We start from the raw sequence: 13850 nt of genomic DNA, 5'->3' as shown, positions 1-13850 counted from the left end.
TTCTAAAACGGACGGCTACCCGCCAGACTGATGCGTTTTAATAAACGGCGCTGATCAGCCGGGAATGGATGGCGTGAGTGCAAAGTCACCTGATTATCCCAGAACACGATATCGCCAATTTCCCAGTGATGTTCATAAGCGAACTCAGGTTTTGAAATATGCTCACGTAATTTTGCGATCAGTTGACTGCCAGCCTGATCATCATAATTGACCAGTTCGACTTCGGTATGCGTATTCAGCCAAAGTGCTTTACGACCGGATTCAGGATGAGTGCGCACCAGTGGATGTGGATAGGCATGACTTAATATGGGCTGATCTTTAAAGCGATACAGCGGGCTATTGCCATAACCTTGATCATCAGCCTGATCTCTGGTTTTTTGACGGCGCACGAAAGGGTTATAAGTAATCAGTTGCAGCTGATCAATCTGTGCTTTGGTTTCTTTATTGAGTGCATCATAGGCTTTAATGGTGTTGATCCAGCTAGTCTGCCCGCCGTCCTGAGGCAGTTCAATTGCATACAGAAGGGAACCAAAAGAAGGTAGGGGTGTCCATTGATGATCGGCATGTGGAGTGAGTTCACCATGACCAGTATAATCGCCTTGACCGACGGCATTGGAAACCGGCACGACATCGGGTGGAACACCGCTATCGGACTGCGCAGCCAGTACCGGTGTGTCTGCACCTGGGCGGAAAATGGAACCGAAATAAGTTGAAAATGCCAGATACTGCAAATCATCCAGACTTTGCTGTTTGAAGATCAAAATCAGGTGCTCGGCCAGCGCCTGTTTTAATTTCAGAATGGTGTCAGATGACTGTGCTTTACGGGCATCCAGACCATAGACCACTGCGCCTAAGGCCTGACCGGTTTGCGGTACAATCTTGATTTCAGCCGGATGTTGAAATTGATCTTGCTGATGCCAGCGTGGGGCATCATGAATCGCTTGTGAAAGTTGGGTTAAGCTGGTCATTATCAAGTCTCAGAATTTTCTTATTGATGAAAATCTAAGAAAATTCCAGACTGAAATAAAATCAAAAGAAATGATAAGTTTATGAATAATCTGTTGTTTTTACTATTCAGTTGATTTTAAAACATTTAACTTATTGTGCGATGGATTGCGCATTTTCTGCTGAGGATATTCCAGCAGTTTAGTGTGCGCAAAAAGCCTGATTAAAATATTCAAACAGCTGAGGGGTTTGAAACCACAGTCCAATCGACAAAGCCAGTAAAAGCAGGATTGCCACCACAATCGAGAGTTTGAGTTTCAACAGAGAATCAGTCATGGACGATTTGCTCCTCATTGACCCAGAAATGCACCAGTACGCCAAAAATGCTGAGGACAATTGATAGCATCCACACCGCATTATAATTGCCGCTCAAATCATGGTTGACTCCACCGAGCCAGCCACCGAAAAACGAGCCAACCTGATGGGTGAAAAATACAATACCACTGAGCATGGTCAGATATTTCACTCCGAACATATTGGCCACAATGCCATTGGTCAGCGGAACGGTCGATAACCAGAGTAATCCCATAATGACACCAAAGCTATAGACTGTCCATGTGCTGAGAGGCAGCATGAGAAAGGCAATAATCGCAATTCCACGCAGGGCATATAATCCCATTAGCAGATGCGGTTTGGAATATTTTCCACCGAGCCAGCCGGCCGTATAGGTGCCTACCACATTAAACAGACCCACTAAGGCTAAGAAAATCGTACCGGTTGTGGCATTAAAGCCATGATCAATTAGATAGCCTGGTAGGTGGATACCAATAAAAACGACCTGAAAACCACAAACAAAAAAGCCCATGGCCAGAAACCAGAAGGGTTTATGATTTTTCACCACCACCAGAATCTGTTTAAAACTGAGTGAGACTTTATTGGGGGTAGAGGCTGCATTGGGATGAACATACATCGGTGCTTTCAGCATCCAGGCCAATGGCACAATCAGGGCAATCAGAATGGCACTGAATACTAACGCTGCTGACCAGCCAACATTTTGTAATAGCAACAGGGTCGAAGGCAGCATGATAAACTGACCAAAAGACCCGGCCGCACTGGCAATACCCATCGCCAAACTGCGTTTTTCTGGTGGTGCCGCACGCCCGACCGCAGATAATAACACCGGAAATGAGGTAGCAGACAGGGCGAGACCCAGAATCAGACCTATACTCAGATTAAGCAATAATCCGGTTGAGCTAACTGCCATCAAGAGTAGACCGATTGCATATAAGGCTCCGCCTACAGCTACCACAATCTTGCTGCCATATTTATCGGCAAATGCCCCGGTAATCGGCTGAACTGCACCCCAGATCAGGTTTTGCATGGCAATGGCCAGGCTAAAAACATTATGACCCCAGCCAAACTCTTCGCTCATCGGCACCAGATACAAGCCAAATGCATGACGTACACCCAATGACAGTGCCAAAATGATGGCGGAGCCAATCAGCATAAAAATAAGAGCTTTGGAAAATTGACTGTCAGCCATACGTCATTCATGCCTATAAAGTTGATATGTATAGTATTCGATTCAAGCAATAGAGGCGATTAAATAAATATTGATCAAAAGATAAATTTTTTTTATCAATATATTAAGCCTAAAAAAAACGGCCGAAGCCGTTTTAATTAAAAATCGGATATTGAGCTTAGAAACGCATACCGATCCCGGCATAGGCCAGAATCGGATTGACTTCAATATCGGCTTTAGAGCGAATCAGCTCACCTAGATTTGCATCTGTCACTGTAATTGTCGTGTCATTTTTCAGATGTGCATAAGAGACTGAACCGACTGCAAACCAGGTTTCATTAAAGTCATAGCTAAAGCCGACCGTGGCCACAGGCGCGAAAGCATCGGATGCTTCCAGATCAACTTTCGGGTTGGCTGAACTTGGCGTGCCATCCAGAGAAGCACCAGCTTTTCCTTCCTTGATATTGGCAATCATATGTCCGGCAGCAATCAGGTCTTGCTCGGTACGTGAGTTAATTTCCAGTTCATTGAAATAGGCATACATGACACCTAAGCCGACATAAGGCCGGAATTTATTGACCCCGGTTTTACCAAAGTGATACTGGAATTCAAAGGCAGGTGTCCATGCGCGGGCAGAAGCCGCCGGCCCATAAGCTTCCAGATCAGTAATGAGAATATCATTTTTCAATTCAATGCCAGGTAAATCAATTCCACCTGGAATTTGTGGAATTAAATCAAGACTTGGAGTCGCAAGCGCAGAAAAAGGCGCGTAGATTTTACCACTGCCTTGCAAGTCTACTTTAGGTGGAATGCCGGCTTTCATTTCAAAAGAAATATTATCGGTAAAATAGTAATTGGTCATAATGCCTAAGGTGGTGACATCATCCGCTTCCAGGCCTGTACCAGGATTATTCCAGCTTTCCAGTCCATAGATTTCAGCTCGCCCACTTAACTCTGCAGGCAGTGTTTCTGTACCAAGTCGATCCAGAATATTAACAAAAACAGAGGAAAGGTTTGGGTCCATGTCTGGATCAAGATTATTTTTCACAGAGTCAATTGAGATATCACCTACTTGTGATGTTTCGCCTTCTTTAACAGCAGTATTCACTTTAAAGGGCTGGGCCTTGCCTTGCGGCATCACATGCAATGCACCGACTGATACCGAGAAACGCTTAAAGCCATCTCCATCTTGCAAGCTAAAATAAGGGGAATCTGCATGCGCGACCATAGGTAAAGTGGCTAGGCCTGCCATACATGCCAGCAATGTTTTCATTGATTTGGAACTCCATGTCCAGTGTGTTTATTCGTTTTTCTAGTTAACTAATTATGTGAATTACATTAAAAAATTCAGTTATAGAACAACAGGTCAAAAGTCAATCGATGGTTAATATTGGTAATTTCTGTATATTTTTTGTTTATATCTCTTGAGTTTTAAGAAATGTATAGTGTGTAAAAATCATTATTTTTATCTGACTAGCTTAAGTATAAAAATGAAGGAAATTTACTCTTGAGAGCGTTAAAATTTCAATCCTATGAATTTTTATCATGGAAGATATAGAGGAGAGTTTAGGTAAATTTTAGGCTGCATTGATTCAAGCATTTACCATTATGGGATTATTTTTTATTTTTCCAAAACAAGAACATATGAATTTATCCAAGATCCTGCTACCCAGTCGACTGAGTTTTTTTGTACAATAGCTGCATATATTATTGAGTGAATCACATGAGCACCCAAACTCCTCCCAAAAAAAAGCCCCTGGTTAATTTACCTTTCCCGATCAAACAGGCAGAGCAAAATGCTGCAGAAGAAGTTCTGGAAGATTTAAGACCAAGACCACAGCGTTATGCTGACCGTACTTGGATGCCACCACGTGGTACTCGCCGTTCAATGGGCAAACGCTAATTGATCGGACTCAAAAAGCTATGATAAATCATGGCTTTTTTTGTGGAAGTTTTTAGGGAGTTAGCGATCAATATTTGATTTATCTTTCGAGCAAAGAGAAATTAGAACTCTAATTTATCCAAATCTTTTTCAATTTTATTCTCGATAAAGCAAACGAAATATTTAAGCTCTCTAAATGCCAATCAAAATAAAATCCAGACCTGATGGATTTCATATTCAACATATTAGCCGTCCAGAAAAAAAGCCAATTCAAACATTGGCTTTTTTTTGAAAAATATTTTGATAGCACTAACGAATGCTTTTACGCGCTTTATTTTCCGGTTTCGGTGGCGCAATTTCTCGCTCACCTTGCCAGACATCGATAAAATCTTTCTCGTTAATATTATAAAGTTCTAGTAGTGCTAAAATCACGCCTCCAAACAACATGGCACCTTCTGAATGGCTCTGAAAATCGACCAGCTTGGTATTCAGGTTGTGCAGGATATCTTCAATTTCAAAGACACGTTCCCGTCCATTGCTATCGGTTGGATAGATCTGGGTATTTAGAAGAATTCTCGCCAGACTTTTCTCATTTTCAGTCAAAGGCAGTTCTTCAATCAGCTCATCGCTGGCCGGAGTTAAAATGACCGAATCGCGGAATATGGTATGTAAAAAATTTGCGCTTAATTTTGGCAGCGGCTTTTCGACAAAAGGACGGAAAGATTGCGGGAAAATCACATTACGTGAGATGCCTTTAAACATCGGTGCAATTTCCTCAACCTTATAACCTGCGATCCCACAACCCAAGGAAGTAATAAAATATTTATTTTTAGGATGGTTTTTGGTGTAAATCTTAAAGTCATCAATATAGTGCTGGATTTGTGAGAGTGGCATTTGTTGCAAATGCTCGTTCATTGTTGGAATAGCATAGCTCTGACCCGCCCAGCCACGACCCACGCCCATGACTGCACCAAAATGCTCAAGTGCCGTTCTGGCAGCTCCACCACCATGCTGTCCAGCCAAGTTACTGCCAAAAACAAAAACCGTATTTTCCGGAAGGGATTTAACAATACTTTCATCGTGATAGTGGTAAGTCATAATTGTCTATTCTAGGCCATCCTGATCTTCATGTTGCCCGTGAAATGAATAGGGGTCAAGGCAAAATTGTGCCGGACTAGCCAAACAGATAGGTCAATATTCCACCCATGAGCCAAAACATGATGCCGAGTACGCCCAAATAAAGCTGCTGGCTGAAAATGCTTGGTTTTTTCTATATTTATTCCCTTTGTAACTGTATATTTTATTGATGATTTTTCAAACTAGAGAGTGAGTCAAGCGCTAACAAATAATGAATGCTAATATTGTTTTATTTTACCAAACAGAAACCTAAGCAGGGATTGAGTAATTCAAATTTGCCCTCATAATAAATCACGTCTATGTCCGCAGCGAAGTCAGCGAAAGCTATGAGTGATAAAAAACCCTTTGAATTAGTGACCAGTTATCAACCAGCAGGCGATCAGCCCCAAGCCATTGCAAAGCTGGTTAAAGGCATTGAACAGGGTTTTCATGACCAGCTTTTACTGGGGGTTACCGGGTCTGGTAAAACCTACACCATGGCCAACGTCATTGCACAGACTCAACGTCCGACCATTGTCATGGCGCATAACAAAACTTTGGCTGCGCAGCTTTACGGCGAATTTAAAGCGTTCTTCCCCAATAATGCCGTTGAGTATTTTGTCAGTTATTATGATTATTATCAGCCGGAAGCCTATGTACCATCTTCAGATACTTTTATCGAGAAAGATGCGGCAATTAATGATCATATTGACCAGATGCGTCTTTCCGCAACCCGCTCATTATTAGAACGTCGTGATGCGATTATTGTCGCATCGGTGTCTGCCATTTATGGTTTGGGTGATCCGAATGCCTACATGAGCATGTTACTGCATGTGGTAGAAGGCGATCGTATTGGCCGTGATGATATTATTCGCCGTCTGGTTGAAATGCAGTATTCGCGCAACGAACTGGAATTCCTGCGCGGTACTTATCGTATTCGCGGTGAAATTATTGATATTTTCCCGGCTGAATCGGATCAGGATGCGATCCGGATTGAACTGTTTGATGATGAAGTTGACTCCATTCGATGGTTTGATCCGCTGACCGGGAAAATGGTTCGTAAAGTACCTCGCGTGACCATTTATCCTAAAAGCCACTATGTGACGCCTAAAGACAATTTATCCCGTGCGATTGAAACCATCCGAGACGAACTTAAAGAGCGTCTGGTGTTCTTCCGGGAAAATGACAAACTGTTGGAAGCCCAGCGGATTGAACAGCGGACACGCTATGATCTGGAAATGATGCAGCAATTAGGTTATACCAACGGCATTGAAAATTACTCACGTCATTTATCTGGACGCCCTGCGGGTGAAGCGCCGCCGACCTTGTTCGATTATATTCCGGATGATGCCTTGCTGATTATTGATGAATCGCATGTGACGGTGCCGCAGATTGGTGCCATGTACAAGGGTGACCGTTCGCGTAAGGAAAATCTGGTCAATTACGGATTCCGTTTGCCAAGCGCGCTGGATAACCGGCCGATGAAATTTGAGGAATGGGAACGGATTGTGCCGACGACTGTTTATGTCAGCGCAACGCCCGCACGTTACGAGCTGGAAAAATCCCAACAGATTGTCGAGCAGGTGGTACGTCCAACTGGTCTGATTGATCCAGAAATTGAAATCCGTCCAGTTCTGACGCAAGTCGATGATGTGCTTTCAGAAATTAATTTGCGTAAAGATATTAATGAGCGGGTGCTGGTTACAACCTTGACCAAGCGTATGGCTGAAGATTTAACCTCTTATTTGAAAGAATACGGGATTAAGGTCGCTTATTTACACTCGGATATCGATACTGTTGAACGTGTCAAAATCATTCATGAACTGCGTACTGGGGTGCATGATGTACTGGTTGGGATTAACCTGCTGCGTGAAGGGCTGGATATGCCGGAAGTGTCACTGGTCGCCATTCTGGATGCGGATAAAGAAGGTTTCCTGCGTTCCGAGCGCTCTCTCATTCAGACCATTGGCCGCGCTGCACGTAACTTGAAAGGTAAGGCGATTCTGTATGCAGACCGAATCACTGATTCGATGCAGAAAGCCATTGATGAGACAGACCGTCGTCGTGCCAAGCAGATTCAGTTTAATGAAGAACATGGCATTACCCCGCGCAGTGCAGTGCGTCAGGTGATCAAGGAAATTGATACCGGTGAAGTATTGGATGATGATTCAATTGAATTGAAAGCCTCGGATCAGGCACGTGCGATCAGTGCGGATGAGCGGCATATCATGGCAGATCCAAAAATGTTTGCGAAACACATTAACAAGCTTGAAAAGGAAATGCTGAAAGCTTCCAAAGAGCTTCAGTTTGAGCAGGCTGCGCGTATGCGTGATGAAATTGTGCGTTTAAAAGCTCAGATGTTTGATTGAGTGGTTTAGCATTTAATTATATTTAAATTACGTAAAATCAATCACAAAGCAAACACAATGTAACAAATTAAGGGCTGTGATAAAGCTATTGTATGAACAGAATTTTTTAAATAAATATTTTGTGAACATGCAATAGGTATCTTTATGACAACTCAAAAATCTTCACGTACCGGATTAAAGCTGGCAAAAATTGCGGTGGGTAGCGCGGTTCTTCTCGGTTTAGGCGCCGCTACTATGGCTTATGCGAAAGACGAGCCATTACCGACCATTGAGAAAGTTGAACTGGACCGTTATTTGGGCACCTGGTACGAAGTGGCACGCAAACCTTTATATTTTCAAAACAAGTGTGATCGTGATGTCACAGCGACTTATACTTTAAATGAAAATGGCAATATTGTGGTGGATAACCGCTGCATTAAAAAAGATGGTGGACAAACCCAGTCATTGGGTGAGGCATTTGTGCAAAATCCACCGCAGAATACCAAGCTAAAAGTCAGTTTCTTACCAGACTTTATTCGCTGGATTCCGGTCGCTCGTGGCGATTATTGGGTCTTAAAACTGGATGAAAATTATCAAACTGTTCTGGTTGGTGAGCCTAAACGCAAATATATGTGGATACTCTCACGTGATCCGCAATTGGATAAAAATGTGGTAAATGAATATTTACAATATGCACAGTCTGTCGGTTATGACCTGAGTGATGTAATTCATACTAAACAAACTCAAAGATAAAAAGATCGTCTTAATGGGAACCATGCTATGGCATGGTTTTTTATTTTATGAGTCGAAAGACAATCTAAAATCGAGAGATAACTACATTTTAAATAGATGAAGCATCAAGCTTTCTATTGTACTAATCGTTATAATGCCGGCGAATGAAAGTAGAGTTTAACTATGTATAAAGGCATCGCGTTATCTGTCTTGGCCTCTGTGGTTTTTGGAGTGCTCTATATATTTACGCCCTTTTTACAGCCTTTAGACAGTGAACAGACTTTTGCTTGGCGTATGTTGGCGACCTTACCATTCCTCACAGCCTTTATGTGGTGGTCGGGTGATCTGAAACATATCAGCAGTATTTTTAAACGGGTGTTGCAACAGCCTTCATTCTTGATCTGGTTGCTGATCAGTTCACTGTTATGTACCACGCAATTGTGGTTATTTCTATGGGGACCTATCAATGGCCGTGGCCTCGAAGTCTCGCTCGGTTATTTTCTGCTACCTCTGGTGATGGTGCTGGTCGGCTGTGTGCTTTATAAAGAAAAATTGTCATCTTTCCAGATGGTCGCCGTTGCTCTGGCAATGTTGGGGGTAGGGCATGAAATCTGGCGGATCGGTTCAATCGCATGGGAAACGGTCTATGTCGCTTTAGCTTATCCACTTTATTTCTTTATGCGGCGTAAATTCGCGACCGATCATCTTGGTGGATTCTGGTGGGATCTATTTCTGATTTTGCCTGTGGCATTTTATTTGGGCTTTATCTATAGCGATTCTATGTCGCTTATGTTGAGTCATTCTCATTTGATCCTGGCAGTTCTTGGATTGGGCTTTTTAAGTGCGTTCGGTTTAGGTAGCTATATTTTGGCTAGCCGATATTTACCCTTTGTCATCTTTGGGCTGTTGAGTTATCTGGAGCCGGTACTGCTTGCTTTTGCCTCGATGGCACTGGGTGAGCGTGTGGAATCAGGTGAATGGCTGACCTATATTCCAATCTGGTTGGCTGTTTTACTGTTGATTGTGGAAGGAATATTGCATTTAAAACAGCAGCAGCTGAAAAAAAATGAGCTGGCAAATAAAGCTGCACAGCTAGAAAAAATCAGAAAAAATAATGAATAATGTGGTTTGCATAAGCATTATATTCGTCAGACAATATTGACCTGATTATTTTTAAAATCATCTACCATTTTGTTTAAAATAATGTTTTCGATATATTAAGGGGATAAACATGTCACAGATTGCGATTCCATATCAGTTACGTGCACGTTTATCACAACTGGAACCAAGTCTGGATTTAAATTGGGAGCGAGAGCTTCGTACTATTCTGGCAGAAGTTTCACCCGAATTAAAAGAAAGTATTGATTTTCAGATTTTAAAGCCCAAGAAAATTCTTTGGGATCAGGAAATGGATCAATACCGCTATCAGGCTCAACATTCGGTAGAACGTCTTAGCCAAAAATTTCTCAATGACCGGATGCGTTACTATGCTAGTACCTTTGGCTTGTCACTGAAAAGTTTGCAGGGTTTGAATGATAGCTTGCAAATTGCGGACTACTTAGAAAACGTCCTGGAACAAATCGATAAAATTGACGTCAATGAAAATTTTCAGATGCAGCGTGAAAAGCTGGAACTGCGTCGTACATTTTTATTAAATGCTGCTGAAATTATTCGTGGTCTTCGCTTACAACCGGTTGAGGGGGTGCGTCAGCTCACTGAACAGCAAATCAAATGCTTTATTATTGAAGTTTTTATCAAGCAGCAATTGTTGGGTTATTGGTATAAGCCGCTATTAAAAAAACAGACTGCAGAAATGACGCATCCACTTTTCCGTTATTTCCTGATTAAAGAGCAGCAGATTCGTCATTTTGATATTGTCCGTACCTCGCAATTTCTATTTATTGTTGCGCCGGTGATGGATGTGCAGCAAAACCCGTATTCTATTCGTCGTTTCCTGATTGAAGAAAAAGGTGCACTTGAAGATCAGGTCTACCTGAATATCCTGATTTTGGACCTGCAGGATGACATGGATGAAGCGGTGGTAGAAACCCTGAAATCGCAGATGCAGCGGATGGTAACTTTACAGAGTCAGATTCATTTGGATGTAATCGATATCGTGCATACGCTGGAACAGGTGTCTGAACAGAAGTTATTGCCTTTACTGGTTGAGCCCATTCAAGTCGTAGAGAAAAATGCCGATGTGGTGGCACAACGTCACTTGAAACAGTTTGAAGAAATTATGACGCGTGAATTGCTTTTGCCGATGCGGGATGCCATTCGTGATCATTTATCGCATATTGAAGAGTTTGATTATCTGTATCTGCATGTCCATAAAATATTTACAGAAATTCTGGCCTATTACCGCGATTTCAAGTCCCAGCCGGGTTTCATGTTTAATCAGTACATCCAGGATTTTGAATATAAGCTGCTGGCTTTTATCCGTTTACTGGAAAAGCGTAAAGCGGAAACCTTTATTCCTACATATCGCAATGAATGGCAAGTCATGCATCAGCGTTCACAGCAGGCTGTTTTGGATATTCAAAATACGATTTCTGAAAATGTACAGCAATACCGGGATCTGAAAAAATATATTAATACACTGCAGCGGCAAAAAGCGGATGAAGAGAAAAAATCCGTATTTAAAAAGTTATGGCGTAAAAATAATTTCGATGAGGCAATTGATACCGCGCTCAACCAATTACAGCAGTTAAAGCGCAGTATGTTTCTGGAAATTATTCAGGTGCCAAGAACACATGAAAACTGTAGTGTATTTCTGGAATTTGAAAGTTTGCAGCATTTGCAGCAGGTTGATCGCCACTATGCTTTTCCCTCTGGGGATAATGGCCTGACCCGTTTACCTTTGCTTATTCACTTGCCCGAAACCTATGATGATTTCGATGTAGAAAACTTCAATGCCTCCATGAGTCTGGACATGAATTTTTCAGCAGGGAGTAGAATCCATCCTGAACAGGGCGGGACGCTAAATTTTGAAATTTAGATTTGTTTGAATAAACAACATTTAACAAATTTGTGTCAGGTACTGAAAAATAGTGGTCTTTAGCATTTTCGGATGCAAAATCATTCAGCTAATTACAACTATTTTTGAAATTTATAGTGAATATACGTTAAAAACCACCCGTCTCAACGAGCTTTTGATTCAAACTTGCGGCCAATTCCATTACAATTGTCGGGTTTAAAAATTTATGCTTAGATTTACAATTAATTAGAGGACGTATCTGTGAGCAAAGACACTATTGTTGCCCTCCATGCAGAACACCAAGGTCGCTGGAAAAACCGTGAAGAACTTGCGGAACGTATGATTGCCCTTGTTGGCCAGTTATATCGTGAAAAAAATATTGTAGCTACAGTTTATGGTCGCTCTTTAATTAACCGCTCTGTGATTCAGATTTTGAAAGCACACCGCCGTACTCGCGTACTGGACGTTGAACTTTCTGTAGTTGATACTTTCCCAATTCTTGAAGCATTGGTGAAAGTAGAAAACATCGGTTCTGCTGAAGTTGATCTGGGTAAACTTGCTGTTGAATTTAAAGAAAAAGGCGGCGACATCGATGCATTTGTTGCAGACGCTGTTAAATCGATCAAAGGCAATGCTGCTGCTGTAGAACATAAAGATGTGGTTCTTTATGGTTTCGGTCGTATTGGTCGTATTCTGGCGCGTTTGATGATTGGTCAATCAGGTCTGGGTCGTGGTCTTAGCCTGAAAGCAATCGTTGTTCGTAAATCATCTGATGGTGATTTGGAAAAACGTGCATCTTTATTGCGTCGTGACTCTATTCACGGTCCATTTGCAGGCACAATTTCTGTAGATGAAGAAAACGAAGCAATCATTGCCAATGGTAACTTCATCAAAGTGATTTATGCTTCTAATCCTTCTGAAGTAGACTACACTGCATACGGTATCAACAATGCACTTGTGATCGACAACACAGGTAAATGGCGTGATGCTGAAGGTCTTGCTCAACACCTTAAATGCCCGGGCGCTGCTCGTGTGATTCTGACTGCACCTGGTAAAGGTGACATGAAGAACGTAGTTTACGGTGTAAACCAAGCGGATATCCTTGATGAAGATACCATCATCTCTGCTGCAAGCTGTACGACTAACGCTATTACACCTACACTGAAAGTATTACATGACAAATACACGGTGTTGAATGGTCATGTTGAAACAGTTCACTCGTTCACGAACGACCAGAACCTGATCGACAACTACCATAAAGCTGACCGTCGTGGTCGTGCTGCAACATTGAACATGGTTATTACTGAAACTGGTGCAGCGAAAGCAGTAGCGAAAGCGCTTCCAGCTCTTCAAGGTAAATTGACAGGTAACTCTGTACGTGTACCTACACCAAACGTATCTCTTGCGATTCTTAACCTGACTTTAGGTCAAGACGTTGATCGTGATGAAGTGAACGAATACATTCGTCAGATTTCAATCGGTTCTAGCCTGCAAGGTCAAATCGGTTATACCAACTCGACTGAAGTGGTATCTTCTGACTTTATCGGTTCACGCACTGCAGGTGTATTTGACGCGCAAGCAACGATCACTTCAGGCAACCGTTTAACTGCTTATGTTTGGTACGATAACGAAGTGGGTTATAGCTGCCAGGTATTGCGTATTGCTGAACAAATGGGCGGCGTAAGCTATCCAAAAGTTCCTGCTGAAACTAATGCATAATTAGTATTTAGCTAAAAAAGAGCCTCATTTGAGGCTCTTTTTTTATGATTTTTTTATTTAAAGCAGACTTTTTAATCTAATAAGAATCGATAAATCTGCTTGCTGGCAAAATATTAATCTGATAACTTACAAAGAGTAAGTATATTAAAATGAGTAAGTAATAAAAAATATTGCGAGAAATAGTATGACAAATTATGCAATCAGCCCATTATTAGGTCAGGTTTTATCAACTGAATGTCCATCACGTGAAATATTGGAACACCTTGCCAATAAATGGTCGGTCTTGGTTTTGCGTTGTTTAAGTGAAGGGGTGCATCGTTTCAGTGAACTGAAACAGCGCATTGAAGGGGTAAGTGAAAAGATGTTGTCCCAGACTTTAAAAATGCTGGAGCAGGATGGTTTTATTCTCAGAACAGTTTATCCGGTGGTGCCGCCAAAAGTGGAATATCAATTGACGATTACCGGTTCACAAGCGGCTGAAAAAATCATGTATTTAATTGGCTGGATTGAAAAAAGTCTGCCAGATATTTTAGAGCATAAACAAAGTATTATTAAATAGTTTTCATTAAGTGGCAGGAATGCAGTGTTTATGAAAATACAAAATTTGAA

At 41.8% G+C, this 13850-nt stretch carries 12 protein-coding genes; 7 read left to right on the top strand and 5 right to left on the bottom strand.

Annotation, left to right across the window (positions count from 1 at the left end):
- Positions 1-2: 2 nt before the first annotated feature.
- From ACTL4S_RS02550 to ACTL4S_RS02535, 4 genes are all read right to left on the bottom strand, one after another.
- Entirely contained in the window at positions 3-968 is a 966-nt protein-coding gene (locus tag ACTL4S_RS02550) for a TauD/TfdA dioxygenase family protein (protein ID WP_441298688.1), read from the bottom strand.
- A gap of 178 nt (positions 969-1146) precedes the next feature.
- Positions 1147-1281, bottom strand: coding sequence for a hypothetical protein (locus tag ACTL4S_RS02545; RefSeq protein ID WP_262457471.1), 135 nt, complete (start codon positions 1279-1281; stop codon positions 1147-1149).
- Positions 1274-2488 (bottom strand): MFS transporter, encoded by a 1215-nt coding sequence (locus tag ACTL4S_RS02540; protein WP_441298687.1) that lies wholly within the window; start codon positions 2486-2488, stop codon positions 1274-1276. The genes ACTL4S_RS02545 and ACTL4S_RS02540 overlap by 8 nt, the downstream gene beginning before the upstream one ends.
- A gap of 157 nt (positions 2489-2645) precedes the next feature.
- Complete coding sequence (locus tag ACTL4S_RS02535; RefSeq protein WP_247144134.1) at positions 2646-3740, bottom strand: OmpW/AlkL family protein; 1095 nt, start codon at positions 3738-3740, stop codon at positions 2646-2648.
- A gap of 450 nt (positions 3741-4190) precedes the next feature.
- On the opposite strand from ACTL4S_RS02535, the gene ACTL4S_RS02530 reads away from it, so the two are divergent.
- Positions 4191-4370 carry a hypothetical protein gene (locus ACTL4S_RS02530; protein ID WP_004646507.1) on the top strand — a complete coding sequence of 60 codons (180 nt, stop codon included), beginning with the start codon at positions 4191-4193 and terminating at the stop codon, positions 4368-4370.
- A gap of 288 nt (positions 4371-4658) precedes the next feature.
- Here the strand turns inward: ACTL4S_RS02530 and ACTL4S_RS02525 are convergent, their stop codons facing one another.
- Positions 4659-5447 carry an A1S_2505 family phage non-structural protein gene (locus tag ACTL4S_RS02525; RefSeq protein ID WP_247144135.1) on the bottom strand — a complete coding sequence of 263 codons (789 nt, stop codon included), beginning with the start codon at positions 5445-5447 and terminating at the stop codon, positions 4659-4661.
- Positions 5448-5812: 365 nt separating this feature from the next.
- Here ACTL4S_RS02525 and uvrB point away from each other — a divergent pair, with 365 nt between their 5' ends.
- The 6 genes from uvrB to ACTL4S_RS02495 all read left to right on the top strand — a co-directional run bounded on the left by uvrB (position 5813) and on the right by ACTL4S_RS02495 (position 13800).
- On the top strand, positions 5813-7834 hold the full coding sequence (gene uvrB / locus ACTL4S_RS02520; RefSeq protein WP_153566491.1) for an excinuclease ABC subunit UvrB: 2022 nt from the start codon (positions 5813-5815) through the stop codon (positions 7832-7834).
- A gap of 144 nt (positions 7835-7978) precedes the next feature.
- Complete coding sequence (locus ACTL4S_RS02515) at positions 7979-8566, top strand: lipocalin family protein (RefSeq protein WP_044112882.1); 588 nt, start codon at positions 7979-7981, stop codon at positions 8564-8566.
- Positions 8567-8728: 162 nt separating this feature from the next.
- Entirely contained in the window at positions 8729-9667 is a 939-nt protein-coding gene (gene rarD, locus ACTL4S_RS02510) for an EamA family transporter RarD (protein WP_441298686.1), read from the top strand.
- A gap of 109 nt (positions 9668-9776) precedes the next feature.
- Entirely contained in the window at positions 9777-11543 is a 1767-nt protein-coding gene (locus ACTL4S_RS02505; protein WP_441298685.1) for a hypothetical protein, read from the top strand.
- Positions 11544-11783: 240 nt separating this feature from the next.
- Complete coding sequence (locus ACTL4S_RS02500) at positions 11784-13241, top strand: glyceraldehyde-3-phosphate dehydrogenase (RefSeq protein ID WP_071851907.1); 1458 nt, start codon at positions 11784-11786, stop codon at positions 13239-13241.
- Between the two features lie 184 nt (positions 13242-13425).
- Entirely contained in the window at positions 13426-13800 is a 375-nt protein-coding gene (locus tag ACTL4S_RS02495; protein WP_004730108.1) for a winged helix-turn-helix transcriptional regulator, read from the top strand.
- Positions 13801-13850 lie beyond the last annotated feature (50 nt).

Source organism: Acinetobacter lwoffii (assembly GCF_052078135.1).
Taxonomy (GTDB): domain Bacteria; phylum Pseudomonadota; class Gammaproteobacteria; order Pseudomonadales; family Moraxellaceae; genus Acinetobacter; species Acinetobacter lwoffii_Z.
This window is presented reverse-complemented; position numbering and strand designations above follow the sequence as displayed.